Source organism: Bradyrhizobium sp. Unk1 (genome assembly GCF_059512345.1).
This window is the reverse complement of record NZ_JCAMOP010000015.1, coordinates 48,298-73,618: the sequence shown is the minus strand read 5'-3', so window position 1 is coordinate 73,618 and position 25,321 is coordinate 48,298. Positions and strand designations below refer to the sequence as shown.

30 protein-coding genes are annotated in these 25,321 nt (G+C 64.0%); 12 read left to right on the top strand and 18 right to left on the bottom strand.

From position 1 onward, the window contains the following. Nucleotides 1–86 precede the first annotated feature (86 nt). Together AC5ZFO_RS20560 and AC5ZFO_RS20555 are read right to left on the bottom strand one after the other, a co-directional pair. Nucleotides 87–1,940: a potassium transporter Kup gene (locus AC5ZFO_RS20560; RefSeq protein ID WP_085404697.1), complete on the bottom strand. Its 1,854-nt coding sequence runs from the start codon at nt 1,938–1,940 to the stop codon at nt 87–89. Nucleotides 1,941–2,132: 192 nt separating this feature from the next. Beyond that, the gene (locus AC5ZFO_RS20555) at nt 2,133–2,390 is read right to left on the bottom strand and encodes a hypothetical protein (protein ID WP_014495112.1); all 258 of its coding nucleotides are present in this window, start codon (nt 2,388–2,390) and stop codon (nt 2,133–2,135) included. A gap of 249 nt (nt 2,391–2,639) precedes the next feature. Here AC5ZFO_RS20555 and coaD point away from each other — a divergent pair, with 249 nt between their 5' ends. The 5 genes from coaD to queA all read left to right on the top strand — a co-directional run bounded on the left by coaD (nt 2,640) and on the right by queA (nt 5,850). Further along, entirely contained in the window at nt 2,640–3,137 is a 498-nt protein-coding gene (gene coaD / locus AC5ZFO_RS20550) for a pantetheine-phosphate adenylyltransferase (RefSeq protein ID WP_014495113.1), read from the top strand. Between the two features lie 37 nt (nt 3,138–3,174). Beyond that, on the top strand, nt 3,175–3,750 hold the full coding sequence (locus AC5ZFO_RS20545) for a peptidylprolyl isomerase (RefSeq protein WP_063983168.1): 576 nt from the start codon (nt 3,175–3,177) through the stop codon (nt 3,748–3,750). A 9-nt stretch (nt 3,751–3,759) separates the two neighbouring features. Then, nucleotides 3,760–4,170 carry a UCP034077 family protein gene (locus AC5ZFO_RS20540; RefSeq protein ID WP_282519044.1) on the top strand — a complete coding sequence of 137 codons (411 nt, stop codon included), beginning with the start codon at nt 3,760–3,762 and terminating at the stop codon, nt 4,168–4,170. Beyond that, the gene (locus tag AC5ZFO_RS20535; RefSeq protein WP_282519045.1) at nt 4,167–4,631 is read left to right on the top strand and encodes a peptidylprolyl isomerase; all 465 of its coding nucleotides are present in this window, start codon (nt 4,167–4,169) and stop codon (nt 4,629–4,631) included. Before AC5ZFO_RS20540 ends, AC5ZFO_RS20535 begins: the two co-directional genes overlap by 4 nt. A gap of 145 nt (nt 4,632–4,776) precedes the next feature. After that, on the top strand, nt 4,777–5,850 hold the full coding sequence (gene queA / locus AC5ZFO_RS20530) for a tRNA preQ1(34) S-adenosylmethionine ribosyltransferase-isomerase QueA (RefSeq protein ID WP_282519046.1): 1,074 nt from the start codon (nt 4,777–4,779) through the stop codon (nt 5,848–5,850). A 114-nt stretch (nt 5,851–5,964) separates the two neighbouring features. Here the strand turns inward: queA and AC5ZFO_RS20525 are convergent, their stop codons facing one another. The 4 genes from AC5ZFO_RS20525 to AC5ZFO_RS20510 form a co-directional block, all read right to left on the bottom strand. Further along, entirely contained in the window at nt 5,965–7,002 is a 1,038-nt protein-coding gene (locus tag AC5ZFO_RS20525; RefSeq protein ID WP_282519047.1) for an aspartate-semialdehyde dehydrogenase, read from the bottom strand. A 218-nt stretch (nt 7,003–7,220) separates the two neighbouring features. Continuing rightward, entirely contained in the window at nt 7,221–7,823 is a 603-nt protein-coding gene (locus AC5ZFO_RS20520) for a PepSY domain-containing protein (RefSeq protein WP_282519048.1), read from the bottom strand. 252 nt (nt 7,824–8,075) lie between these two features. Then, the gene (locus AC5ZFO_RS20515) at nt 8,076–8,822 is read right to left on the bottom strand and encodes a TetR/AcrR family transcriptional regulator (RefSeq protein WP_282519049.1); all 747 of its coding nucleotides are present in this window, start codon (nt 8,820–8,822) and stop codon (nt 8,076–8,078) included. Between the two features lie 135 nt (nt 8,823–8,957). Next, on the bottom strand, nt 8,958–10,112 hold the full coding sequence (locus AC5ZFO_RS20510; RefSeq protein WP_282519050.1) for a patatin-like phospholipase family protein: 1,155 nt from the start codon (nt 10,110–10,112) through the stop codon (nt 8,958–8,960). A 243-nt stretch (nt 10,113–10,355) separates the two neighbouring features. On the opposite strand from AC5ZFO_RS20510, the gene tgt reads away from it, so the two are divergent. Then, complete coding sequence (tgt, locus tag AC5ZFO_RS20505; RefSeq protein ID WP_496122428.1) at nt 10,356–11,504, top strand: tRNA guanosine(34) transglycosylase Tgt; 1,149 nt, start codon at nt 10,356–10,358, stop codon at nt 11,502–11,504. On the opposite strand, the gene AC5ZFO_RS20500 is transcribed toward tgt, so the two are convergent. After that, complete coding sequence (locus AC5ZFO_RS20500) at nt 11,505–11,723, bottom strand: hypothetical protein (protein WP_282519052.1); 219 nt, start codon at nt 11,721–11,723, stop codon at nt 11,505–11,507. A gap of 223 nt (nt 11,724–11,946) precedes the next feature. Here AC5ZFO_RS20500 and cysK point away from each other — a divergent pair, with 223 nt between their 5' ends. Next, the gene (cysK, locus tag AC5ZFO_RS20495; RefSeq protein WP_282519053.1) at nt 11,947–12,924 is read left to right on the top strand and encodes a cysteine synthase A; all 978 of its coding nucleotides are present in this window, start codon (nt 11,947–11,949) and stop codon (nt 12,922–12,924) included. Nucleotides 12,925–12,927: 3 nt separating this feature from the next. Continuing rightward, nucleotides 12,928–13,167 carry a BrnA antitoxin family protein gene (locus AC5ZFO_RS20490; RefSeq protein ID WP_282519054.1) on the top strand — a complete coding sequence of 80 codons (240 nt, stop codon included), beginning with the start codon at nt 12,928–12,930 and terminating at the stop codon, nt 13,165–13,167. 25 nt (nt 13,168–13,192) lie between these two features. Here the strand turns inward: AC5ZFO_RS20490 and AC5ZFO_RS20485 are convergent, their stop codons facing one another. From AC5ZFO_RS20485 to solA, 5 genes are all read right to left on the bottom strand, one after another. After that, nucleotides 13,193–13,945, bottom strand: a complete 753-nt coding sequence (locus AC5ZFO_RS20485; protein ID WP_085404707.1) for an amino acid ABC transporter ATP-binding protein — start codon at nt 13,943–13,945, stop codon at nt 13,193–13,195. A gap of 11 nt (nt 13,946–13,956) precedes the next feature. Beyond that, the gene (locus AC5ZFO_RS20480; protein ID WP_282519055.1) at nt 13,957–14,799 is read right to left on the bottom strand and encodes an amino acid ABC transporter permease; all 843 of its coding nucleotides are present in this window, start codon (nt 14,797–14,799) and stop codon (nt 13,957–13,959) included. Further along, complete coding sequence (locus AC5ZFO_RS20475) at nt 14,796–15,539, bottom strand: amino acid ABC transporter permease (protein WP_282519056.1); 744 nt, start codon at nt 15,537–15,539, stop codon at nt 14,796–14,798. The genes AC5ZFO_RS20480 and AC5ZFO_RS20475 overlap by 4 nt, the downstream gene beginning before the upstream one ends. Nucleotides 15,540–15,637: 98 nt before the next feature. After that, the gene (locus AC5ZFO_RS20470; RefSeq protein WP_028152112.1) at nt 15,638–16,450 is read right to left on the bottom strand and encodes a transporter substrate-binding domain-containing protein; all 813 of its coding nucleotides are present in this window, start codon (nt 16,448–16,450) and stop codon (nt 15,638–15,640) included. Nucleotides 16,451–16,526: 76 nt separating this feature from the next. Beyond that, complete coding sequence (gene solA, locus AC5ZFO_RS20465; RefSeq protein ID WP_282519057.1) at nt 16,527–17,696, bottom strand: N-methyl-L-tryptophan oxidase; 1,170 nt, start codon at nt 17,694–17,696, stop codon at nt 16,527–16,529. Between the two features lie 125 nt (nt 17,697–17,821). On the opposite strand from solA, the gene AC5ZFO_RS20460 reads away from it, so the two are divergent. After that, nucleotides 17,822–18,781, top strand: coding sequence for a LysR family transcriptional regulator (locus tag AC5ZFO_RS20460; RefSeq protein WP_282519058.1), 960 nt, complete (start codon nt 17,822–17,824; stop codon nt 18,779–18,781). Between the two features lie 56 nt (nt 18,782–18,837). Here the strand turns inward: AC5ZFO_RS20460 and AC5ZFO_RS20455 are convergent, their stop codons facing one another. Both AC5ZFO_RS20455 and AC5ZFO_RS20450 read right to left on the bottom strand, forming a co-directional pair. Continuing rightward, complete coding sequence (locus AC5ZFO_RS20455; RefSeq protein WP_282519059.1) at nt 18,838–20,259, bottom strand: caspase family protein; 1,422 nt, start codon at nt 20,257–20,259, stop codon at nt 18,838–18,840. Between the two features lie 205 nt (nt 20,260–20,464). After that, entirely contained in the window at nt 20,465–21,340 is an 876-nt protein-coding gene (locus AC5ZFO_RS20450) for a DMT family transporter (RefSeq protein WP_496122493.1), read from the bottom strand. A 147-nt stretch (nt 21,341–21,487) separates the two neighbouring features. On the opposite strand from AC5ZFO_RS20450, the gene AC5ZFO_RS20445 reads away from it, so the two are divergent. Continuing rightward, nucleotides 21,488–21,886 (top strand): RidA family protein, encoded by a 399-nt coding sequence (locus tag AC5ZFO_RS20445; protein ID WP_282519060.1) that lies wholly within the window; start codon nt 21,488–21,490, stop codon nt 21,884–21,886. Between the two features lie 58 nt (nt 21,887–21,944). Here the strand turns inward: AC5ZFO_RS20445 and AC5ZFO_RS20440 are convergent, their stop codons facing one another. The 3 genes from AC5ZFO_RS20440 to AC5ZFO_RS20430 form a co-directional block, all read right to left on the bottom strand. Next, on the bottom strand, nt 21,945–22,490 hold the full coding sequence (locus tag AC5ZFO_RS20440) for a hypothetical protein (protein WP_282519061.1): 546 nt from the start codon (nt 22,488–22,490) through the stop codon (nt 21,945–21,947). Then, nucleotides 22,435–22,779: a hypothetical protein gene (locus tag AC5ZFO_RS20435; protein ID WP_282519062.1), complete on the bottom strand. Its 345-nt coding sequence runs from the start codon at nt 22,777–22,779 to the stop codon at nt 22,435–22,437. The genes AC5ZFO_RS20440 and AC5ZFO_RS20435 overlap by 56 nt, the downstream gene beginning before the upstream one ends. A 210-nt stretch (nt 22,780–22,989) precedes the next feature. Next, entirely contained in the window at nt 22,990–23,577 is a 588-nt protein-coding gene (locus AC5ZFO_RS20430) for a formyltransferase family protein (protein ID WP_282519063.1), read from the bottom strand. A gap of 189 nt (nt 23,578–23,766) precedes the next feature. Here AC5ZFO_RS20430 and AC5ZFO_RS20425 point away from each other — a divergent pair, with 189 nt between their 5' ends. Both AC5ZFO_RS20425 and AC5ZFO_RS20420 read left to right on the top strand, forming a co-directional pair. Continuing rightward, a complete protein-coding gene (locus tag AC5ZFO_RS20425; protein ID WP_282519064.1) occupies nt 23,767–24,051 on the top strand; it encodes a hypothetical protein in 285 nt (94 codons plus the stop codon). A gap of 335 nt (nt 24,052–24,386) precedes the next feature. Next, nucleotides 24,387–24,650 carry a hypothetical protein gene (locus AC5ZFO_RS20420; protein WP_282519065.1) on the top strand — a complete coding sequence of 88 codons (264 nt, stop codon included), beginning with the start codon at nt 24,387–24,389 and terminating at the stop codon, nt 24,648–24,650. Here the strand turns inward: AC5ZFO_RS20420 and AC5ZFO_RS20415 are convergent. Further along, on the bottom strand, nt 24,625–24,927 hold the full coding sequence (locus tag AC5ZFO_RS20415) for a hypothetical protein (protein WP_282519066.1): 303 nt from the start codon (nt 24,925–24,927) through the stop codon (nt 24,625–24,627). The genes AC5ZFO_RS20420 and AC5ZFO_RS20415 overlap by 26 nt on opposite strands. Between the last annotated feature and the right edge of the window lie 394 nt (nt 24,928–25,321).

Below are 25,321 nucleotides of genomic sequence, written 5' to 3'. Positions count from 1 at the left end.
GGAGCGTAAGCGAAATCCGGGGCTCCGCATGCTTGGCAAGAAACCCGGATTGCGCTTCGCTCCATCCGGGCTACTGCACTGACTAGCTAAATCTCCAGCTCCGTGCCGAACTCCACCACCTGCCTGGTCGGCACGCCGAAGAACGCGGCGGAGCGTTCGGCGTTGCGCTGGAGGAAGGCGAACAGTCCTTCGCGCCAGACCCACATGCCCGGGATGTCCTCGCTCGGGATGATGGTTTCGCGGCCGACATAGTAGGTGATGTCGGAGAGGTCGATGCCGGGCAGCTTGCCCTGGCGGCAGGCGAGCGTCAGGCCCGCATAGATCGTCGGATTCTGCATGAAACCGTAGTGCAGGACCACGCGGGTGATACCGGGAACGATCTCGATCACCTCGGCACGGTCCTCATCGGTGATGTGCGGGGATTCCTCGATCAGCACGGTGACGAGGACGATGCGCTCATGCAGCACGTGGTTGTGCTTGACGAATTGCGTCAGCGCCAGCGGCACGCCGCGCGGCGCGGATGCCAGGAAGACGGCGGTCCCGGGCAGTCTGGCGCGGCACTTGTTGACCGCGGTCTCGATCAGGTCCTCCTCGGGCTGGCGCAGCTTGGCGCGCGCCGCCTCGACCAGCTTCACGCCGCTGCGCCAGGTCAGCATCATGAAGGCGACGAGGGCCGCGAGCAGCAGCGGAAACCAGCCGCCCTCGAACAGCTTGATCGAATTGGCGGAGAAGAAGATCACGTCGATCACGAAGAAGAAACCGTTGACGGCGACCACGATCCACGGCGAATAGCCCCACTGGATCGCGACCAGGGCCGCGAGCAGCGTGGTGATCGCCATCAGCAGCGACACCGCGATGCCATAGGCGCCGGCGAGCGCTTCCGAGGTGCCGAAGCTCAGGACCGCGCCGAGCGTTGCGGCAGCGAGCAGCCAGTTCACCAGCGGCACGTAGATCTGGCCCATCGCATGGCTCGTGGTGTGGCGGATCTGCATGCGCGGCAGGAAGCCGAGCTGGATCGATTGCTGGGTCAGCGAGAACACGCCGGAGATGATCGCCTGCGAGGCGATCACGGTCGCGAGCGCCGAGAAGGCGACCAGCGGATAGTGCAGGGCGTCCGGGCAGAGCTGGAAGAATGGGTTCTCGATCATCGCGGGATCGGTGATCAGCAGCGCGGCCTGTCCAAAATAGTTCAGCACCAGCGCGGGCAGGCAGATCGCGAACCAGGCAAGCCGGATCGGGAAGCGTCCGAAATGCCCCATGTCGGCGTACATGGCTTCACCGCCGGTCACCGCCAGGAAGGCGGCGCCGAGGATCGCGAAGGAGATGTGGAAGTCCTGGTGGATCAGGAAGTTGAAGGCATAGAGCGGGCTCAGTGCCGCGAGCACCGCCGGCGCCTTGACGATGCCGTGGACGCCGAGCGCGGCCAGCACGAAGAACCAGGCCAGCATCACCGGCCCGAAGATGCGGCCGATGAAACCCGTGCCCTGCTTCTGGATCATGAACAGCCCGATCAGGATCGCGACGGTGATGGGCACCACCACAGGCGCGAGCGAGGGGGCGTCGACCTTGAGACCCTCGATGGCTGAGAGCACCGAGATCGCCGGGGTGATCGCGCCGTCGCCATAGAGTAGGGCGGCGCCGACGAGTCCGACGACGAGGAGATGCGCGCGCCAGGTGCCGGACTGGGCGTGGCGGGCATGCAGCAGCGCCAGCAGCGCGACGATGCCGCCTTCGCCGCGATTGTCCGCGCGCAGGATCAGCAGCGCATACTTCAACGAGATGATCAGCAGCAGGGCCCAGAGGATCAACGAGGCAACGCCCAGGACAGCTTCGGGAGTCACCGTCGCGCCATGGGCGGCCGCCTTGGCGGCTTCCTTCAGGGCGTAGAGGGGGCTGGTGCCGATATCGCCATAGACCACCCCGAGGGCGCCCATGGTCATGGCAATCGGCAGAGGGTCAGGGTGATGGCCGGAAACGACTGCGGGCGTACTGGACAAGGTCGACCCCCCGATGGGATCGCGCCCGCCGGGCCATTCCGACGGGCGCGAGCATCAGACAGTCTGCGACGAGACGTCGCAAATATCCATGGGATTTATCTCGGGCTTTATATGACGCGAAGCTGACAGCGTCGACTACGGGGTCCGGTCGGCGGTCACGAGGCGCGCCTCGCGGATATTGGCCTTGGTGCCGGCCTGACGCAGGCAGGACGCCTCGAAGTTCGGCCAAGCCTGCTGCGAGCAGTCCTTGCCGATGGTGCGGATATCGAGGCGGTCGCTCTTGGCCAGCGGCTGCGGGACGCTCGCTTCGACGGTCGGAGCGAAACCGGGAAGGACGGTGAGAGCGGCGGCAACGAACGCAGCAATGGCGATGGCCGAGATGGTCTTGATCATTGACGGTCCCCTGTGATGCGGCCGCTACGCCCAGTTGTGCGGCCCGTCATTCGTTGGGCGGATTAGTAACCATGGCCAGTTTCCGGACGTCTTCGCGGACGCCCGAAATGGTTTCGTTCGCACTCCGTTTTGTTTCATGGCCGCCCGGAGGACGAAACAATTCGGGGGATTCCGACACGGCGCCGCCGAAAAACCGGCAGGGAACCTGTCTGGCTTGCCGGGCCGGGCCGGGCGCGGTAGGACGGGGTCATGCCGCGCATTGCCTTCTACCCGGGTTCCTTTGACCCCATCACCAACGGCCATCTGGACGTGGTCCGGAACAGTGTCCCCCTGTGCGATCGGCTCGTGGTCGCGATCGGGGTCCATCCCGGCAAGAAGCCGCTGTTCTCGACTGAGGAGCGGCTCAAGATGCTCCATGACGTCTGCGGGCCGGTCGCGGCCCAGGTCGGCTGCACGCTTGATGCCGTGACCTACGACGATCTTGCGGTCACTGCGGCACGCAGGCACGGCGCGACCGTCATGATTCGAGGTCTGCGCGACGGCACCGACCTCGACTACGAGATGCAGCTCGCCGGGATGAACGGCGCCATGGCGCCCGACGTCCAAACCGTGTTCCTGCCGGCCTCCCCGGCCGTCCGCCCAATTACCGGCACGTTGGTGCGTCAAATCGCGGCCATGGGCGGAGATATCTCGACCTTCGTGCCGCCGCTCGTCGCCAACCTGCTCAAGGCCAAATTCGCCGGATAACGGCGCAATTCTTCATCCTACCTGATCCGGAGTTCTCATGATCCGTCGTCTCGCAATTCTTGCCACGATCTTTGCCGCGCTCTTCAGCGCGGTCCCGGCGGTGGCGCAGCAGCTGCCGGCGAACCTCGACAAGGCCAACGCCATCGTCATCGACACCACCAAGGGCCGCATCGTCATCAAGCTGCGGACCGACATCGCGCCCCAGCATGCCGAGCGCATCAAGCAGCTCGCGCGCGAGGGCTATTACAACAACGTGCCGTTCCATCGCGTCATGGACGGCTTCATGGCGCAGACCGGCGACGGCGAGAAATTCAACGGCACCGGCGGCTCGAAATACCCGAACCTGAAGCAGGAATTCTCCAAGGTTCATTTCGCCCGCGGCATTGTCGGGATGGCGCGGCGCGGCGACAGCGTCGATAGCGCCAACTCGCAGTTCTTCATCATGTTCGCGGACGGCGGCAGCCTCGATAACCAGTACACTGTGATCGGCGAGGTCGTGCAGGGCATGGACGTCGTCGACAAGCTGAAGAAGGCACCGCCCGGTTCGGCCGGCGGTGCCGTCACCGATCCCGACAAGATGGTGAAGGTCCAGGTCGCCTCCGACATCAAATAGGATGAGAACATGGCGCGCTGTGGCAATGGGCTTCTACTGGCTGCCGCGCTGCTGCTTTCAGGCGTTTCCGGCGCGACCGCCGAGGACGCGCAGGTCAACACCATCCAGGACATCTTCCAGCACCTGCGGACCTGCTGGAAGCCGCCGCCGCCCAACAAAGCTCGCCCTATCGACATCACCGTCGTCGTGAGCTTTAACCGGGCCGGAAACATTCTGGGCCATCCGAGGATTACCTATGAATCCGCGGAGGCCTCCGACAATGACCGGCTGCAATACCGGGTCGCGGTGATGGAGGCGCTGCAACGCTGCACGCCGATGCCATTTACCGATGCAATGGCCGGCGCCGCCGCGGGTCGTCCATTCGCGATCCAGTTCCGTAACCGGAAGACTTCACCCCCAACGCAAGAGAGACGAGTATGAGCGTCACCGAAAACACCCTGATCCTCGAGACCACGCAGGGCCCCGTTACCATCGAGATGCGGCCCGATCTCGCGCCCGGCCACGTCGCGCGCATCAAGGAACTGGTCCGCGAGGGCTTTTACGACGGCATCGTGTTCCACCGCGTGATCGAGGGCTTCATGGCGCAGACCGGCTGCCCGCAGGGCACCGGCACCGGCGGCTCCGGCAAGAAGCTGAAGGCCGAGTTCAACAAGGAACCGCACGTGCGCGGCGTCACCTCGATGGCGCGTGCAGCGAGCCCCGACTCCGCCGATAGCCAGTTCTTCATCGTCTTCGACGACGCCCGCTTCCTCGACAACCAGTACACGGTGTGGGGCAAGGTCACCGAGGGCATGGAGAACGTCGACAAGATCAAGCGCGGCGAGCCCGTCCAGAACCCCGACAAGATCGTCAAGGCGCGGATGGCAGCGGACGCGGAGTAAGCGGTAGACCCTCATCCTGAGGAGCGCGGAACGCGCGTCTCGAAGGATGAAGGCCCCGCTGCTGCAGCTCGGCCTTCATGGTTCGAGACGGCGCTAGCGCGCCTCCTCACCATGAGGGTCTGGCTGTGTCGCGCTAGGCCCTATCATGCGCACTGATCTCTTCGATTTCGATCTGCCCGCCGAGCGCATCGCGTTGCGCCCGGCGAGCCCGCGCGACTCTGCGAAGATGCTGGTCGTGGAAGGTGGTGCGCTGCGCGACCAGATCATCACCGAGCTGCCGCAATGGCTGAAGACGGGCGACCAGCTCGTCGTCAACGACACCAAGGTGATCGCGGCGCAGCTCAAGGGGCGCCGCATCGGCCGCGAGACCGAGCCCAAGATCGAGGCGACGCTGATCAAGCGCCTCGACGGCTCGCGCTGGCAGGCGCTGGTGAAGCCGGCGAAGAAGCTCGTGGCAGGCGACCGCATCCGCTTCGGCAATGAAGGCAAGGTCTGCCTGCTCGGCCATCTCGACGCCGAGGTCGAGGCGAAGGGCGCGGAGGGCGAGGTGACACTCTCGTTTAGTTTCCACGGTCCTGCGCTCGACCAGGCGATATCAGATCTCGGCAGCCCGCCGCTGCCGCCCTATATCGCCTCGAAGCGCACGCCCGACGATCAGGACCTCGCGGACTACCAGACCATGTTCGCTGCGAACGAGGGCGCGGTCGCAGCCCCAACTGCGGGACTGCATTTCACTCCGGCGCTGGAGCAGGCGCTGAGCGACCGCGGCGTCGGCATCAACCGCGTCACGCTGCATGTCGGGGCAGGGACGTTCCTGCCGGTCAAGGTCGAGGACACCGAAGGCCACAAGATGCATGCCGAATGGGGCACGATCTCGGCCGAGACGGCGGAGCGGCTCAACGCCGCACGGCGGAACGGCGGGCGCATCATCGCCGTCGGCACGACGTCACTGCGGCTTCTGGAAAGCTCTGCGGCCGAGGACGGCACCATCCAGCCGTTCACAGCCGAGACGTCGATCTTCATCACCCCCGGCTATCGCTTCCGTGCCGTCGATATCCTGCTGACCAATTTCCATTTGCCGAAGTCGACGCTGTTCATGCTGGTGTCGGCGTTCTCCGGGCTCGAAGCGATGCAGCAAGCGTATGCGCACGCGATCGCGAAAGGCTACCGGTTCTATTCGTACGGGGATGCGTGCTTGTTGTTCCGCGCGCGCGACTAATTTCGGCGCCGTAGGGTGGGCAAAGCGAAGCGTGCCCACCATCTTTCGTAGATGCGCGAGGGAAGTGGTGGGCACGGCGCTTGCGCGCCTTTGCCCACCCTACGACACCTTGCGTTACGCCATCACGCGCTGTGGCAACAGCTCCGCGATCTGCACGGCGTTCAGCGCGGCGCCCTTGAGCAGCTGGTCCGCCGCCACGAACATCGAGATCGAATGCCCTGAGGGATCGCTGAGATCCTTGCGGATGCGGCCGACCAGGACGTCGTCCTGGCCCGAAGCGTCGATCGGCATCGGGAAGTAGTTCTTCACGCGGTCGTCGACGAGCTTCACGCCGGGCGCCTGCGCCATGATGGCGCGGACCTGGTCCTCGGTGATCGGCTTCTCGCATTCGAAGGTGATGGCCTCGCAATGGGCGCGCAGCACCGGCACGCGGACGCAGGTGACGCCGATCGCGATCTTGTCGTCCTCGAAGATCTTGCGGGTTTCCTTGATGACCTTGGTCTCTTCGTCGTTGTAGCCGGTCTCGGGATCGACGGCGGTGTTGTGGTTGAAGAGATTGAAGGCGTAGGGGTGCGGCATGACCTTGGGCGTATAGACCTGCCCGTTGAGATTGGCGCGGGTGGACTCGACGAGCTCGTCCATCGCGGCGGCGCCGGCGCCGGAGGCCGCCTGGTAGGTCGAGATGATGACGCGCTTGATGCGGTTGTTCTGGTGGATCGGCCAGAGCGGCACCAGCGCGGTGATCGCGGCGCAGTTCGGGTTGGCAATGATGCCCTTGTGGTCGCGGATGCGGTTGGCGTTGATCTCGGGGATCACCAGCGGCACGTTCGGGTCCATGCGGAAGGCCGAGGAGTTGTCGACCACGACGGCGCCGGCCTTGACCGCTACAGGCGCGAACTTCTTGGAGATGCTGCCGCCGGCGGAGAACAGAGCGATGTCGACGTCCCCGAAGGCGCGCTCGGTCAGCTCTTCGATGACGACGTTCTGCCCGCGGAACCACACCGTCTTGCCGGCCGAGCGGGCGCTGGCGAGCGCCTTGAGCTTGCCGACGCGAAAGCCGCGCTTGTCCATGGTGGCGATGAATTCGGCGCCCACCGCACCGGTGACGCCGACAATCGCGACGACGGGATCGTTACTCACATTCTCCTCCATTGCATTGAGCTGAAGACAACAAAAAAGCCCCGGACCAGAGGTCGGAGCTTCGGTAGAGTGGATTGCGTTTAAGTCGACGACCTACGCGCGCACGCCTCCCCGGGCCCCGAAGGCCGTGGTGGTTTTGGTCGTGCGTTTGGTGGTCGTGAACATGGCGGCGACTTATGCGGGAGAGTTTTGCGCCCGTCAATGGCTTTTCGGCGGGATTGTGGCTGCCGCTATTTCACCCGGGCGCCCGGCGGCTCCAGGATGACCTCCTTGAGGTTGTCGCCGCTGATGACGACGATCGCGAAATTCAGCCGGCCCTGTTCGCGCACCAGTCCGCCGCTGATCGCCTTGCCGGAGGCCGCACGTTCGGCGACGTGCACGGCATCCGCAAGGCGGTGCTTGATGGCACCGAGCGCCGCGAGGTTGCTGCGGTCGTCGAGATCGAGTTCGGCCAGGGGGAGGGCGGCTTCGCCGCCGACGAGCTCGCCGGTCGCGGCGTTGATGGTGTGGCGCCAGATGCGGTCGTTGTGCAGGGTCTTCACCCGGTAGACCGGCACGCCGGAGCCTCCGTCGAAACTCACATCCGCCGTCGTGGCGCCGGCGTGACGGGCTTCCGCGATCGCCATGGCCTGGCTGATCGAGATCGACGAGCTGCGGAATCGTTCGATTTCGCGGCTGACCGCTTGGCGGTCCACCCCGGCATCACCATCTGTGTCGCCGTGAAGCGCGGTCGGCGTGCCTCCGGTCACGGTCGCCTGCGCCGGCGCGGCAAGGAGCAGCGCGGGCAAGGCGATCGCGAGTAATACCGAGATCCATCGTTTGGCTGTCGTCATGCTCGAAACCCTCGGCCAGCGAGTGTGCCGGATGATCGTAAAGAATTCGCGGCCGGCCTTGGGCATCGGCCGGCCGCGGAGCGTCGCAGCGGGCTGTACCCCGGCACGGCGATCTTGGGCGGTGCGGACGACCTTGGGGCCGGTGAAAAAGCGGTCCGTATCGCTTATAACTAAACCATACCGTATCGTTTTGTTTTGGTCAATGACGCGGGCGTAACCTCGAAGGGGAAACGTCGCTACCTCACGGAATTGTCAGCGGGATGGGCGCCGCCGCTGGGTGCCCTTTGCGGCGCTCTGGATGCGGTCTGCTGGTCCCAGCGCACCAGCCAGGAACAGCTTGATCGCCGCGCGCATGCGCTTCTCGGCGGCCTTCAATTCCAGCGCCGTTCCGAACGTCGCCAGGCGGTGGGTGTGACCGACGACGACGTCGAGGAACACCTCTGCCGCGATCGTGGTGTCGTCGACGTCGAGTGCGCCCTGCGCCACCAGATGGTCGAAGAAGCGGGCCGTGGTAGCGACGGCCTTCAGCCAGCCTTCCTCCTTGCCGAGCTTGGCGATGTCGGGGAAGTTGATGGCCTGTGACGTCATCATGCGGCTGAATGCGACAGCATCGGGCCCGCAGGTGAAGGTCAGCATCTCCCGCCCGATCTCGACCAGCCGCTGCTCGACCGAAATGTCCGAGGCGCTGGAGAGCTGGGTCTCGGCGGCTGCCGATAGCGGCGCAAGCCAGCGCGCGATTTCGCGCCTCAGCACGGCGGCAAACAGGCCGCGCTTGTCCCCGTAACGGGAATAGACGGTGGGTTTGCTGACCCTGGCCGCTTCGGCGACCGCGTCGAGCGAGGTCGCGTCGAAGCCGCGATCCAGGAACAGGCGGGTGGCGACCTCGATCAGCCGCTGATCGCGCTCGATCGCAGCGGTTTTCGTCGGACGGCCGCCGCGCGATTTCGGCACCTCGCGCCGTGGCGTTGCTGGTTTTGTCCTGGTCGCAGTCAATCCCATGCCCAATGATTCCTGCGCGCTTCTAATCGTCGACATTCGCTCTATATCGCGCAGGAGCGGGGGCGTCATCGCGAATCTGGCCGAATTGGCCATATCGTCAACGGTTTCGGCACGGTCTCGTTCCGTCACGAGAGATCACGGCAGCTTCGAAGTCCAGGCCTGGCCGGAGGCAGCCTTCTCATATCCGTATTGATACAGCGCCCGCATATAGGCGGTGTCGAACCCTTCCGAAGGCGGCGCGGGATAATCGCGCGCGATGTAGGAGAGGTGGAAGCCGAGATTGTTGCGCTTGGCGAAGTCATAGGTCGAGAAGATGATCGAGCGCGTCTGCGACTGGGTGATCGACGACAGGCTGCGCGAGGCGACGTCGATGGTGCTGTTGGACACGAGCTCGAAATTGCGTTCGATCTTCTTGTTGACGAGGATGTAGATGTTCATCCGCGCGTTGCCGGGCAGGCGGTCCTGGGAGAGCAGGGCTTCCGGCAGCGTCAGCACCGGCGCGGTCACGCCGCCGTCGACATGCATCTCCTGAAATCTGCGGCCCTGGCCTTCGGCGTCGATCATGATGGGCGGAAACACCAGGGGAATGCTGGCGGAGGCCGCCATCACGTCGCGAAACAGTTTGAGCGCCTCGGGTGTTCCGACCGCTGCGATCTTGCCCATGTCCCAGATGGCCGTCCGTTGGGTGTCGAGATCGGTGGTCACCACCAGCAGCCTTCGCCCCTTGGCATTTTCACGCGCGACCTGTGCCATGATCTCCGGCCCGACATAGCGGGCGACGAGCTCGCGCAGCCGCGTGTTGCCGAACAGGCCGGATCCGAACAGCACGCGCATGATGCTGGGATCGTTCAGGAGGCTCTCGGCGATGCCGCTGGTGTAGACCTCCCTCAGCGTGTCGTCATATTGCGAGCCGAGGAACGCAAAGGGCGCGATCAGGCCGCCGGTGCTCACGCCCGAGACGACCGAGAAGGTGGGACGGGTTCTGGCGGCGGTCCAACCGCTCAACACGCCGACGCCATAGGCGCCGTCAGCGCCGCCGCCGGAGAGCGCCAGATAGGATTTCGTGGCGGTGCTGGTGTCCTTCTCGAAGCTGAATTTCGTGACGGGCTCGTCGGCGTAGCGCCTGAGACCGTCGATATCGAGCACGCGCGACGTGCTGGCCTCGGCGGCCGTATAGGGCGTGCGGGGCAGGGAGGTGCAGGCGCCGAGTGCCAGGCTGCACGCCAGAACCAGGAATCCGGTCAGGCGGACGCCTGTCTGTCTGATCCAGCCGCGCGAGGGGCCGGACATTTCGGTCGAACATGAAGCGGAGGGCATTGTCGGTGGCTGACGATCACGCAAATACTGCCGCCGGCATTATTCACCGCGGCATCTCGTCCAGCCCCGCGTAAAAACTACACTGTATCGTTTTGTTTGGCAAGCCCGCCGGGCGATCAAGTCGGCGTCAAATATGTCCCGGTCTGAACCACAAGCCGGCTCTGGCGTGGTCCGGGCGGGTTGATCAGCCTCTTCCGACACGCAATAAGCACGACCATGAATCTTCCCGACACCGGTCTACCCAATCATTTCGAGCTGCTCGCCACCGATGGCGCCGCGCGCACCGGGCGCCTGACCACGCCGCACGGCGTGGTGCGGACGCCGGCCTTCATGCCGGTCGGAACCGCCGGCGCCATGAAGGGCATGCACTGGCGCGAGGTGCGCGAGGCCGGCGCCGACATCGTGCTCGGCAACACCTATCATCTGATGCTGCGTCCCGGCGCCGAGCGGATCTCGGCGCTCGGCGGCCTGCAGCGGTTCACCGGCTGGAACGGGCCGATGCTGACGGATTCCGGCGGCTTCCAGGTGATGTCGCTGTCGGACCTGCGCAAGGTCACCGAGAACGCCGTCACATTCCGTTCGCATATCGACGGCGCCAAGGTCGAGCTGTCACCGGAGCGCTCGATCGAGGTGCAGCGCTTCCTCGGCTCCGACATCGCCATGCAGATGGACGAATGCGTGCGGCTGCCGGCCGAGCGGGACGACATCGAACGGGCGATGCAGCTGTCGCTGCGCTGGGCCGAGCGAAGCAAGCGCGCATTCGAGAGTGCGCCCGACGGTTACATGCTGTTCGGCATCGTGCAGGGCGGCGACGTGCCGCAGCTTCGCCACGCCAGCGCCGAAGGCCTCGTCGCAATCGGCTTCCACGGCTATGCCATCGGCGGACTTGCCGTCGGCGAGCCGCAGGCGGTGATGCTGGCGATGATCGACGAGACCGCACCGATGCTGCCGAGGGAGCGGCCGCGCTATTTGATGGGCGTCGGCACGCCGGACGACATCCTCGAGGCGGTCAAGCGCGGCATCGACATGTTCGATTGCGTGATGCCGACGCGGAATGGCCGGCATGGCGTTGCCTTCACGCGCTTCGGCCAGGTCAATTTGCGCAACGCGCGCCATGCCGATGATCCGCGCCCGCTCGACGAAGAGAGTTCCTGGCCGTCGGCGCGCAACTACGCGCGCGCCTACCTGCATCATCTCGTCAAGGCGGGCGAGACGCTGGGCGCCATGCTGCTCTCCGAGATCAATATCGCCTACTACCAGTTCCTGATGCAGGGCATCAGGGACGCGATCGCACACGGGACGTTCGACGAATTCTACCAGCGTACGCGCCAGGACTGGGCGAGGGGCGACATCGCCGCGCGCTAATCAATTGCAGACGATCCGCTGCTTGACGGCGTGCTTGGTCACGAAGCCGTAGCCGCAATTGTCGCAAGTCCAGAGATAGCTGATCAGGCGGTCAGAGATGTAGGCGGATGCTTCGGCGGCGACCATCGAGTCAGCGCAGACGGGGCAGGTGGGCAACTCGCTGCAACGCGGGTCGCGGTGATATGCGACGGTCGACAACACTTCAGCAACTGCTGGCATCGTGGTGACCTCTCTGCTTTGAGACCTAAGTCTAACATAGACCGAATCAGTTGACGAGGTCGCAACACAAATGCGTTGGTTTTCTGATAATTACAGCTCACGCGATTTTGCGATGCAGCGTATTTAACATGTGCCGCATTGTCGCTTGCGTGTCGTCCCAAGCTGTCCGTTACTGCGCAAGAGACGCTGCAGAAACAGAAATTGTCGTCACAGGGAGTTCATCATGGACGCATCGTCCAACACGGGTGCAGCGCACCAGCCCGGCCGCGGCCGGATCTACTCTTCGATCGTCGAGGCCTTTGGCGACACGCCGATCGTGCGCTTGCAGCGGCTGCCGGGCATGCACGGCGTCAACGCGACGATTTTGGCAAAACTTGAATATTTCAATCCCGCCGCGAGCGTGAAGGATCGCATCGGCGCGGCCATGATCATCGCGATGGAGAAGGCCGGCATCGTCAAGCCCGACACCGTGCTGATCGAGCCGACCTCGGGCAACACCGGCATCGCGCTCGCCTTCGTCGCGGCCTCGCGTGGTTACCGGCTCAAGCTGGTGATGCCGGAATCGATGTCGATCGAGCGGCGCAAGATGCTCGCCTTTCTCGGCGCAGAGCTGGTGCTGACGCCAGCGGCACAGGGCATGAAGGGCGCGATCGCGACCGCCGAGGAGCTCCTGAAGACGACGCCGAATTCGGTCATGCCGCAGCAGTTCAAGAACCTCGCCAATCCCGAGGTGCACCGCCGGACCACCGCCGAGGAGATCTGGAACGACACCGGCGGCAACGTCGATATCTTCGTCGCCGGCGTCGGCACCGGCGGCACCATCACCGGCGTCGGCCAGGTGCTCAAGCCGCGCAAGCCGTCCTTGCGGGTGGTGGCGGTCGAGCCGGAGGAAAGTCCGGTGCTCTCAGGCGGCCAGCACACGCCGCACAAGATCCAGGGCATCGGCGCCGGCTTCGTGCCCGAAATCCTCGACCGCTCGGTGATTGACGAGATCGTGAAGATCAACTCGACGACCGCGATCGAGACCGCACGGGCGCTGGCGCGGCATGAGGGCATTCCCGGCGGCATCTCCTCGGGCGCGGCGATCGCGGCTGCGCTCCAGATCGGCAAGCGGCCGGAAGCTGCGGGAAAAACCATTCTGGCTATAGTGCCGTCCTTCTCCGAGCGGTATCTTTCGACGGCTCTGTTTGAGGGAATCTAGGACATGACGGATCAACCGAGGCGGCCGCGCACGCTGGGCGATGCGCGGTCGGAGGCCGAGGCGGCGTTCAAGAAGGTGACCGCCAAGGTCACCGTGGCGCCACCGAAGCCGAACGTGGCGCCGGGTATCAAGGAGCAGGTCACGCTGCGCATCGACCAGGACGTGCTGGAGTTCTTCCAGCAGGGCGGACCGGGCTGGCAGGACCGCATCAACGAGGCGCTGCGCAAGGCGGCGGGGAAGTAAGGGCCGGCCGCCGGGGCGCTGGAATTCAGAGGACCTGCGACAGAAACCGCTGCGTTCGCTCGTCCTTGGCTGCCGTAAACAAGGCTTCCGGCGGCCCGTGCTCGACGATCACACCGCGGTCGGTGAAGTAGACGTGATCGGCGACCTCACGCGCGAAGTTCATTTCATGGGTGACGAGGAGGCAGGTCATGCCATCCTCGGCAAGCTCCCGGATGGTGACCAGGACCTCCTTGACCGTTTCCGGATCGAGGGCGGCCGTCACTTCGTCGAACAGCATGATGTCCGGTCGCATCGCCAGCGAGCGGGCGATGGCCACGCGCTGCTGCTGTCCGCCTGAGAGTTCGCCGGGATAGGTATCCTCCTTCCCCGCGAGCCGCACCTTGGCAAGCAGCGCCCGGGCGCGGGCTTCGACCTCGGCACGTTTCTGGCCGAGAACATGGATCGGCGCCATCATCACGTTCTGGAGCGCGGTCTTGTGCGGGAAAAGATTGTACTGCTGAAACACCATCCCGACCTTGCGGCGCAGCGCCAGCTTGTCGAGCCTGGGATCGGACACCTCGATGCCTTCGATCTGAATGCTGCCGGACGTAATCGGCTGGAGCGCATTGATGCAGCGGATCAGCGTGGATTTTCCTGATCCGGACGGGCCGATGATACAGATCACCTCGCTCTTTTTGACCGACAGGCTGATGCCTTTCAGAACCTCGAGAGCTCCGAACGACTTTCTGACGTCGACGCATTGGACGATGGGCTGATCCGGAGTCCAGCTCGTGGCCATGCTCTGCTCCCTCAGCGTATGCGGAACCGGCGCTCGAGACGAGCGGTCCAGAGGTTGATCGGATAACAGTAGAGAAAGAAACACAGCAGCGCGAAACCATAGAGCGGCGCGAACAGCTCCGGCCTGCCGCCTTCGGCGGCATGCACCTGCGCCGTCAGCGTGAGCATTTCCGAAACACCGACGATCGATGCCAGCACCGTCGACATCGCGACCAGCGCATAGACGTTCATCCAGGGCGGCAGCATGCGCTTGATGCATTGTGGCAGCATGATCAGCCACATCGTCTGGCGCCGCGTGAACGAGAGCGATTCCGCCGCCTCCCATTGCGTCGACGGAATGGAGCGGACGGCACCGCGCACGACCTCCGCGACATTCGCCATCACGGGCAATGCGAAGCCCACCGTTGCCTTGATCCAGTCCGGCAAGGGGATGGTCGTCTTGAAGAGGGTGATCTGGAAGGGCACCAGAAACATGACGAAGAACAGCAGCACCAGCCAGGGCGCGTTGCGGAAGAATTGAGTCAGGAGCCAGCTGACGGTTGCGAGCGGTCGAAACTCCGACAGCAACCCCAGACCCAGGCCAAGCCCGGCGATGGTCCCCAGCAGCATGGCCAGCAGGGAGATCAGGATATTGAAGGCGAACCCTCGCAGCAGCAGCGGCGACCATTTCACGATGACTTGCAGCGGGGATAGCACCGCCGGTCCGGTCTGCGCCCACGCGGTGGACGCGGCCATGATGGCGCAGAAACAGAGGATCGCTGCGGCCAGCGGGCCGATCCGAACGGACATCCGGGCCTGCATGGGACGATACGGCAGAAGGACGGCAAGCCTGTGCTCGGCCTGGGCGTCTTTCATCGGGCATATCCCGGGATGCGCATCGCCCGCTCCCAGCGATGCATCAGCCAGACGAGGACGCCGACAAGGATGCCGTAGGTCGCCAGCAATACGACCATCATTTCGAAGACGTTCTGCGATTCCGACCAGATCTGCTTGACCGCATACAGCGTCTCGGGAACGGCGATCGCGTAGGCGAGCGTCGTCGTCTTGAGCAGGTTGACGAGGTTGTTGTTCAGTGCGGGAAGGCAGACGCGAATGGCCAGCGGAAGGACGATATGGACGTAAGCCTTGAGGCGCGTATATCCGAGCGCTTCCGCGGCTTCCAGCGTCGTCCTCGGCACCGCCTCGATACCGGAGCGGAAGATTTCGACGTTGAAGGCGGCCGCGAACAGTGACAGCGAAATGATGGCCCATTGGACGTTGCTCAGCAGCGGAACGCGCATGCCCGCCGCCTCGACCGCTGGGAGCATGGTGCCGAGGCCGAAATAGAAAAAGAAGATCTGGACCAGCGGCGGCGTGTTGCGGAACACCACCACGAAAGCATTGACGGGCAACCGCAACAACATCGACGGACTGCCCTGCAGCAAGGCGCCAACCGCGCCGATCATGAGGCTCAGCAGGATGGTCGTGACACTCAGAAGCAACGTCATCTTGAGCCCGCCGAAATAGCGATCCCAATCGTAGGCATCGTAGAATACGGAGAAATTCAGCCCCGTTGTTTCGTAGAGCCGTTGAAACCAGTCGCCGATTTCGTGCATTTTGCGCGACACCAAACTGTTGAGGCGATGCCTCGTATCAGTGCATTGGCTCGACCTGTTCGGAGCGCAAGATGGATCTGGCGCTCCGCTCTGCGCGTCTATTTGTCCTTGTATTGCTCGTGCATGAGCAGCGAGTACTCGGTCGGCGTAATGCCCCATTTCTTTTCCGCTGCCACGATGAAGCCGGTCTTCATCCAGTCCTTTGTCGTATCTTCGAGCAGCTTCTGAAGGCTGGCATTATCGAGCGCGACAGCGATCATCCATGGCGATGGCAAAATACCTTTCAGGGGCAAGTCGTAGTCCGCCTTCCACTCGTCCTCGAGCAGTTTTCCTTGCAGGAAGGTCTGATCGTAGACATAGCCGATGCAGTTGCCCTGCTTCATGGCGAACAGAGGCTTCTCCGAGCCGTCAAACGCAACGATTTCGGGGCCGTAGGATTTGGCAACGTCCTTGTTGTACCAGGCTCCCGACGTTGCACAGACGGGTTTTCCCTTGAGCTCGGCCCAGTCCTTGATGCCGGACTTCTTGTTGAGAAGGATGTTCACGTAGTCCGAGTAGTATAGCGGTTCGATGGCTTGAACCACGCGACGGCGCTCCGGCCTGTCCGACATGGTCGCGATCAGCAGGTCGACTTTTCCCTGCTGAAGAAATTCGATTCTGTTGGAGGCCGCGACCGGAACGAGTTCGAGTTTGACGCCGAGGCGCTTGGCGATGTCCGCGGCGAGATCCGGCTCGATGCCGACCACGTTTCCCGTGGGATCGCGGAACCCGAAGGGCTTGTAGTCAGCCTTGACGCCGACATTCAACGTGCCGCGCTGCTTGATGGCATCGACGCCATCGGCGGCTTGGGCACTGCCAAGCATCAGCAGCGCCGCGATGCCTGTCATCATGGAACGGACAATGTCTCTCATCGGATGACGCCTCCAGGATTGTGATCACGACGCGCGTTGCGCGTGCTTTTTCAAGATACAAGGCTCGTGCCAAACGTCACGAAAATCGTGAGATGGAGAATGGGCTGAGGTCGATCGCGCTGCGACCGTCGGTCACCATCCCGGCCACGACATTGCCGATACCTGCAGAGTGCTTGAAGCCGTGGCCCGAGCACGCCGAGACGACACAAATCCGGTCATGGTCGGGATGGCGGCCGATGATGAAGCCCCGATCGGGCGTCACCGTGTAGATGCAGGCGGCCGCCTGCGCGACGCGCGGCGTGGCGCCGGCGAGCCGCCCCGCGACGTGCTTCCGGTACATTTCAGCCGATTCCGCGGGATCGACGGTGCGGTCGATGGCGTCGGCCGTCGTGTTGGTCTCGTACTGCTCGGTCGCGACCTTGAGACGACGATCGCCAGGCAGCGGCGGGAAGCCGTAGAGGTAGTCGACATCCGTCGCGCCGTGCATCCAGATGAACACAGGGGCGTCGGCGCGATACGCGCTGGTATCCTCGAGCTCGTACCAATGCAGCACCTGCCGCTTCACCGTGAGCACGCGATCAAACGGCGCGCCGAGCAGGTGGGAATTCCAGCCGCCGGCCGACACCACGACCTGGTCGGCCTCGAATGTGCCCGAGGACGTTTCCACCCGAACGGCGGAGCCGCGCTGCGCGATCGAGAGAACCTCAACTCCCGTGCGGATCGTTGCTCCGAGCTGCTCCGCGCGCGTCAGCTGCGCCTTGATGCAGCGCTCGGGAAAAACGTACCCTCCGCCGGGCTCGTAATAGGCCTTCTCGTTGCCCTGGAGATTCAGGAACTGCGGGAAGCGATGAGCCACCTCTCGGCCGTCGATCACTTCATGCGCGATGCCGAAGTCACGCGCCGCTCCAATCGAGCGCGCGACGAAATCCGGCTTGCCATGGTGCGACGTCTCGCCGACACCGGGCGCCATGACGACGAGGCCGCATGGGTTCAGCAGCTCGGCAGACGTCTCGGCCTCGAGCTCACGCCAGATCCGGTGGGTATCCAGCACCAGGGGCACGTAATCGCGGCCTTCGCCGACCGCCTGCCTGGTGATGCGGGTTTCGCCATGGCTGGATCCCATCGTGTGGGGCGGGGCAAAGCGATCGAGGCCGACCGCCCTTACCCCTCGCTTGGCCAGTTGATAGAGGGCCGCGCTGCCCATGGCACCGAGGCCGATCACCAGAATATCCGCTTTCTCGCTCATCGATCGGGACTGCTTAATTGTTAGGACGATCCGAAGTCTGCTTTCGGATGCGGCTCTCCTACAAGGATAATTCATATAATGAAGGCAATTTGCATGTTAATATGACTTCTGCTTAAGCTGGAGATATGACGCCACCCAGCCCAGACTTGCGAAGCTTGCAGATTGTCGCTGCCGTCGCGGAGTCCGGCAGCATGCTTCAGGCGTCGCGTCAGTTCGGGATGACGCAATCAGCGGTCTCTCAGGCTGTGCGGCGGGCCGAGGCCTCGATCGGCGTCGCGTTCTTCAACCGCAGCCGGAGGCCCCTTACACTGACGCGGGCGGGCCGCATCCTTGCTGGCCGTGTTCGCGATCTGAATCGCGACTTTGACGCATTACTCAGTGCACTCCGGGACGCAGCGAAACTGCCTGAGCGTGTCGATCTGAGGCTCGGCCTCATCGACTCCTATGCTGCCACGGTTGGCGCACACCTCGTCAAGGAGCTCATGACGGGCGAGGTCGCACTGAGTCTGTCCGTTTGGTCTGGCCTTGCTCACTCGCATGCCGAGGCGCTGGTCCACCGAACGATCGACGCGGCGATCACCTGCGATGCGATGGATGACCTGTATGATATCGAGCGCTTCCCATTCTACCGCGAGCCAAATCTGCTGGTAGTGCCGCGCGGATTGGAAGCCGAATTTGCTGACCTTGATTTGCGGGAGATCCTGACCCGGCATCGCCTGGTCCGGTACAGCGAACGCTCCTATGCAGGCGCTCAGGTCGAGCGCCACCTGAGCCGTTTGGGCATTCGACCGCCGCGGGCCTTCGAGTTTGACACCTCGGACAGCCTGGTCGCCATGGTCGCTACCGGGATGGGCGTGGCGATCACCACGCCGCTGTGTCTGTTGCAGGGGCTCGCTCACGCTGGTCAGGTCAGCGCTCTCCCTCTGCCGGGCCCCGGATTTTTTCGTGAGCTGCTTCTGGTGACCCGCCGTGGCGATCTCTCATCACTGGCGCCGCGCATCGCGGAGATGGCTCGGACGAGCATTACGATGCAGGCGATGCCGCGGATCCGGACGCTCGTGCCGTGGTTCACCCAGGACTACTAGCAACGAAAAAGCCCGGCTGGCACCGGGCTTTTCCGTTTGAGCTCTGGCCTTGCGCCTCAGCGGCGGAACATGCCGCCCATCATGCCACCGACGACACCGCCGACGAAGGCCGCGCCGGCATCGCCGCCACCGCCGCGATGCTGGGCCGGTGCGCTCTGCTGAGCCTGGGAGGGCGCACGCCGGGCCGGCTTTTGGCTCTCGTCGCTCGCGGTGGCCGGTGCGCCCGCCACGATCTCGGAGAGCAGGGCCTTGTGCTGGTTCTTGTTGAGATAGCCGGTCGAGGGGTAGCCGCGCGCGGCCTGCCAGCGCTTCAGCACCGAACGGGTGTCGTCGCTGAACGCGCCGGTCACCTTGGTGTCGAAGCCGAGTCCCGTCAGGCGACGCTGCACGTCGCGGCGCTGGCCCTTGTCGAGGCCGATCTGGTCCTCGGTGAGCTGACTGGCGTCATCGGTGAAGGTCGCGGGATCGATGCCGGAGTTGAGGTTGCGGGTCGTGGTCGACGGGCCGCTCTTGATCGCGGCAAGCCGCGCCAGCGCCAGCGCCTTGAACTGGCCGTTCGGGTAGGCCGAGAGATAGGCGTTGAGCTCTTCCGGCTTGTTGCTCTCCTTGACCGAGCGCCAGTATTCGAGCTCGACACCGTCCGAGCTGCCGCCGGTCGCCGCCGGCGTGATGCCTGCCGTCGGCGCGGCGTTGGCAACCTGGGTCGTCGGGGCCTGGTTGAGATAGACCGCGCCGATCAGGTTGGTGTGGCCCCAGGGAAGCTGGCCCTTGTGGGTCTCCTCGTTGACCTGGGCACGCACCGACGTCATCGCCTGCTGGATCTCGACGCCGGGCTTGGTGATGTTGTCGATCAGCGCGCGGGTGAACGGGCTGTTGTTGCCCTCCTGGCCGTCGAGCGCGGTCTGGCCCGGGCCGGTGGCGAACGCGATCAGCGTGCCTTCGCCCGACTTCATCTCGGCAAGACCGCTCTGCACGTTGACGCTGCGCGTTGCCGAGTTCGACTTGATCTTGGCGGCGAACGGATTGTCGCGGCAGGCATCGAGGAAGACGAGCTTGACCTTGGCGTCGCCCATGGTCTGCTCGAGCGTCAGGTCGATATTGATGGCTGCGCCGAGCTTGACGTCCATCTCCGACTTGATGTCGGCGTCGACAGGCAGGAGGTAGTTGCTGCCGCCGACCGCGATGCCGTGGCCGGCGTAATAGAACACTGCGACATCGGAGCCTTGCGCCTTGCGGCCGAAGTCGAGCAGCTTCTCGGTCATCTGATCACGGCTGAGGTTGGATCCTTCGATCACTTCGAAGCCGACATTGCGCAGGGTCGCCGCCATCGCCTTGGCGTCGATCGGCGGGTTCGGCAATTGTGCGACGTTCTTGTAGGAGCCGTTGCCGACGACGAAAGCGACACGGCGGTCGGCCTTCGCGGCACTGACCGACAGTGCCATGCACATCAGCGAAGCGAGCAGGGTGAGAGTGCGCATCTGAAATCCCCAACAGAATCGAATTGCAGGCAGCAACAAATTGGCAACGAACCTACACGAAGTGCCCGACTTCGCGCCACCAAAACGGCAGTACGTCGTATTCAACCCGCTGCTGTGTGGCCGAATGTGCACGATGGAAGGACCCTCCAACGTGATCCAAATCACACGGCCACTTGGTTTTTGTCGTGCGAGGCTGCGCGCGGGTTCACTGCGCGCGGGCAGGAACCGGGGCGGTCGGCTTCAGGTTCAGGAGATTGCCGCACAGGATTAGCGTCGCGCCGAGCACGGTCCAGGCGTCGAGCCGCTCCGAATACAGCAGCCAGCCGACAGTCGCGGTGAGCGGAACCCGCAGGAAGTCCATCGGCACCACGATGGTTGCGTCCGCGTAGCGGAGCGCGCTGGCGAGGCAATAGTGCGAGAATGTGCCGCAGACCCCGATGACGAAGAGCCACCCCCAGAGAGTGGTTGACGGCCAGGTCCAGACATAGAGCGTCGGCAGCAGGCCCACGACCATCTGCACCACGATCATCCAGAACAGGATCGACAATGCGCTCTCGGTCCGCGTCAGCGATTTCGCTAATATCATTGAAATGCTGAAGCCGATCGCGGCCCCCAGCGCGATCAGCTGGCCCGGATTGATCTCGCCGGTGGCAGGCCGCACGATCATGACGACGCCGACGATGCCGAGCGCGATGGCGGAGATCTTCCAGACGGTCATGCGCTCGGACAGGAAGGTCGCGGCCAGCACCGCGGTCCAGATCGGCATGGTGAATTCGATCGCGACGACCTGGCCGATCCCGATCAGCATCAGTGCGTAGAACCAGCCGAGCTGCGCAAAATAATGGACGCCGTTGCGCGCGAGGTGCTGGGGCAGGCGTTTGGTCGCGACCGCCTTGAAACCGCCGGCCCGGTAGATGATCGGCAGCAGCAGCGTGAACCCGATCACCGAGCGCACTTCCATGATCTGGAAGACGTTCAGCTCGCGCGTAGTCTCGCGGCCGGCAACCGCCATGACCAGCATCAGCGCCAGCCAGCCGGCCATCCACAGTGCAGCCATCGTTTTGGACGGTGTCGCGGTCATCATTGCTGGCGCGGGCGATCGAGCCTGAGGGGAGGGCCGGTATCGGCGACATCGCCGGCGTTTGCAACGGCCAAAACTGCGGATGCAGCGATGCGTGGCGGCGTGCTAAGGCATCATTGAACAACAAGAAAAGGGAGATCTTCGCTCATGCAAATCTTGCAGCCGGCCGAATGGAAGAAACCGCGGGGCTTTTCTCACGGCGTGGTGGCCGAAGGGCCGGGCCGTTGGGTGGTGCTGGCCGGGCAGACCGGCGGCGACGAGACCGGCAATTACGCGCCTGATATGGCGCCGCAGGTCGCAACCGCGCTGAAGCGCATCATCAAGCTGCTGGGCGAGGCCGGTGCCGGTCCGGAGCACATCGTCCGCCTGACCTGGTACCTGACCAGCCGCAGCGAATATGAGGCCGCGGGCGCGGGCATCGGCGCGGCCTGGAAGGAAACGCTGGGGCGCAATTTTCCGCCCTCGACGCTGCTCTACATCGGCGGTCTCGTGGACGAGCGCGCCAAGGTCGAGATCGAGGTCACGGCGTTCGTGCCGAACGCATAAAACGCATAAAAAAGCCCCGGCGGAATCGCCGGGGCTTTTGGCTTGAACGCGGCCCGCCTTAGCGCGACAGCGAAATGTTGGCGCCGCGGAACTGGCTGTCCGCGCGCATCGTGACGTTCTGCTTGTTGCCGGACGTCTTCAACGAGATGTTGGCGTTGAAGCCGGCGGTCGAGGCGACCAGCTCGTAGTTTCCGCCAGCGCCGCGGCCCTGGAGGGAGCCGCTGATGTTGCGGCTGGCCTCGGACCAGCTGCCGGCGATGGCGCCGCCTTCGGCCCTGACATTGGCGCCGAGATTGAACTTGTAGGCGTCGCTGGCGCAGGTCAGCGACATCTCCATCGTCGGTCCGATCGGGGCGTATCTGGCCCGGCAGCGGATCCGCTCGGTCGAGCCGTCATCCAGCGTGACGGTGCCTGCACCGCTCCAGTTGCCCGCCAGCGGGGCGAACGGGCTGGACTGGGCCTTGCTCTCAGAGCTGGTGATCCCCACCGCAAACAAAACGGCGGCCGCGATCAGCAGCCGCCGGCTTACGACGCTGGTCCCGAACTTCTTACTGGCGCGATGCTTCCCACCGCCCACTGCACGGTATGCCTGCAGATGCTCCATTCCACTTCCCCGATCCGGCGTTGCCGCTGAGTTGACCGTTGGCATATGCACCATTGATCGAAACTTTCACAAGTCCCCCGCTGCCGATGGTGCCGGAAACGTTAGCGCCGGGCGCGGTGATCTTGCCGTCGGCAACCGTCAGCATGGAGCTCGCGGTCGGCTCGCAGGTGCCGCTCTTGGTGACGATGGTGACGTGCCAGTTGCCATCATAAGGGGTCTGGGCGAAAGCGGGAGCGGCGAGGGTGATAACTGAAGCGGCACAGAATGCCGCAATGCGACCAAAACGCATGAATTCCGTCCTTGAATCTGTCTGATATGCTGACGCTTATTCGGCCCAAATGTGACGGAAATTTGTTGCAATGCCAAAGCGAAAATTGTTCCTGTGGAAACAATGGTTTATTTGTGTTTCCGCCTCCAATTTTCGAAGCAGAATCAACGCGGCTTCACGTTAAGGGTAAACGTCAGGAGACGACTCAAGGGGACGGACTCAGGAAAGGACTCACGAAAGACTTGGCGCCAAGGTCGCGAACTGCTCGTCCTGAACCTTGGAGGGCAGCGCCTTGTGGACCTTCACGTAGTCGATCACGTCGGCCAGCAGCTTGAGGCCGAGCGGAGCGAGCGCGCGCTCCCAGAGCTCGCGAGCCGTCTCGCCCTTCCTGACGAAGCACCAGTCCTGGGCGGCGATGGCACCGGCGTCCATGCGGTCGGCAAGATGATAGATCGTGCCGCCGGCGACCGGATCGCCTTCCTTGATGGTCCATTCCACGGCGGCTTTGCCCCGATGACGCGGCAGCAGCGAGGGATGATAGCCGATCCCGCCGAACTTCGCGGCGGCCAGGGCGTCCTTGCCGATCCGGGCGTGGCTGTGGGCGGTGATGATCAGGTCGGTGTCGGGGCCGATTTCGGAGGCGACCACCAGCTTCGGATTGGCCTGGACCGCCACATCGATGCCGGCCGCCTTGGCGCTCGCGGCGAGGCGATCCTCGGCGTCGGCCACGACGACCCGCACGATCGAGACGCCGTGCTCCCGGAGCATGTTCAGGGTGGTCACGCCGAAATGGCGGGAGCCGACGAGGGTAATGCGCATGGGTGTCCGATCCGTCTCGCAACTGCGTCATCCCCCGATAACACGTCGGTGCGTCCTGTCACCAGCCGCGGGAGGTTTGTGCCGGTTATCAACAATGCACCGGGCGCGGGGCGCGACGGACTCCGCGATTGCGCGGCCGGCCGTCCCGGTGCTTCCATGCGCGTATTGCACCGTATCAGGAGCGAGCGCATGCGGAGTGCGTGGTTTTTCCTTCTCGCGGCACTGAGCGTGGCCACGCCCGCGCGCGCCGGCGGGCCGTACCCGGCGGTCCCGCCCGAGGTCGGGGTGGCGCCCTTCATCGGTCCGACATGGGATGCCTATCGTTGCGCCGAAGGGCCGGTCTATAATTTCTACCACGACGCCTATTACGGCGAGGAGCCGCCCGCACTCTATCGCGGCTACGCCTACAGGCCGTACTACCGCTACAGCGCCTACCGCAGGCTGCCGCGGAAGTATTTTTGCGTCACGGACTAGCGTTGCCGGGCGGCCACATCGACAGCAAATGATCTATCCGTCGGTTCCTCTGTTTCATTTCTAACATAAGCAGCCCCCGTGTCCCGCTACAATGCACCAACCGGGGCTGGCCAAATTTGATTCCGAATCCGTTTTCGAACCCGGCTTTGGCCGCTGGCGAGCAATCGCCAGCGGCTTTTCATGCCGGCCATCACGAATTCATCAAACGGTAACGCGTTCTCAACCTGCCTGTCGTATCGACGAATCCGTCGCGGATTTGTATTGCGTACCGCGACACCAAAAATGTCTCGCCGGCGTGGGTGCGCCGCGTGGGCTTTTTTGCCGGGACCGATTTCATGCCGAGCGCAATTGAGCAGATCGTGGACGCCTATGTGCGGCTGAAGAACCGCCGTGGGCTCGACGAGCTGATGATGCACAGGCAGCGGCTCGCGGTCGATCTGAAGAGCAGGTCCGGCTATGATTTCAGCCTGCCGATCGGCAAGATCGATGAGGAGATCGCGATCATCGAGGAGGGGCTCAGCCGGCTGAAGGCTCAGTCTCCGGATCCCCGCGGATACGTCCGATCTGACGCGCTCAGTCGCGCCGGCCACCGTCGATGACGGTGAACAGCGGCCGTGCCTGGGTCGGCTCGACCAGAAGTTCCTCCACCAGCGCGGCTGCCGCATCGACATATTTGCGCGTCGGTTTGTCGAGCTCGCGTTTGGCCTCGTCGTCGAGCGCGACCTTTGCGGCCTCGACCAGCTTGCGCATGCGCGCCGCATGGTCGTCGCCCGCCGTCAGCGTCGCGCGCGCCAGCGAGCGCAGCACGAACAGCTCGCCTTCGAGGCGGAGCAGGCGGTCGTTGAGCCTGGTGAGGACGGCGTTGAGATCGGCCATAGCTGCTGTTCGTCGCGGAGGATCCATCCTGATCTAGCGGCGATCGGTGAACGGAATCCAAACGCCATTGGCGCAATTGGGTTGATCTCCGGCGTCTCCCGGCAGCAGCGATGCCGCCGATGTGAGACATCGTGACGTTGCGATGCGTCGTCCCAGCGTGGTTCCCGCACCACATTGGGCCCGGGTGGACGTCTGGAGCGCGTATGATGCGGTCTATCCTGGCTTTGGTCCTCCTGATTTCAACATGCGCGTCGGCGGCTGCCGGACCGGCGCATCATGCCCGCCCGCGCCATCACGTCGTCGTCCATCTGCCCCAGGACGCGCCGGTCCCGCCCGGCTGGTACAAATTTCCCGGGTATCCCCCGATCCCGCCGTCGGAGAACAGGAATCTCGA